At 44.3% G+C, this 409-nt stretch carries 1 rRNA gene; it reads left to right on the forward strand.

Annotation, left to right across the window (positions count from 1 at the left end):
- Nucleotides 1-409: ribosomal RNA gene (locus CWC17_RS18620) — 23S ribosomal RNA — on the forward strand; the annotation flags it as partial.

Raw genomic sequence — 409 nt, forward strand, 5'->3', positions numbered from 1 at the left:
GCAGTTGGTGGCTATGAAGTACGTATTAACTTGCGATAAGCCTAGTCAAGCTAGTAAAAAGCGCTTGAGACTAGGATTTCCGAATGGGGAAACCCACCTGCTTGCAGGTATCGTTAACTGAATACATAGGTTAACGAGGCGAACGCGGAGAACTGAAACATCTAAGTACCAGTACGAAAAGAAAACAACCGAGATTCCGATAGTAGCGGCGAGCGAAATCGGAACAGCCCTTAAGCTTATTATGTGTTAATGGAAGGCTCTGGAAAGTGCCACGATACAGGGTGATAGTCCCGTACATGAAAAGACATTTTAAGTGAAATCGAGTAGGTCGGAGCACGTGATACTTTTACTGATTATAGTTGGCCCTTCATCTAAGGCTAAATTCCTCCTACTGCCGGATTGTGATACT

Source organism: Pseudoalteromonas sp. S3785, assembly GCF_005887365.1.
Taxonomy (GTDB): Bacteria; Pseudomonadota; Gammaproteobacteria; order Enterobacterales; family Alteromonadaceae; genus Pseudoalteromonas.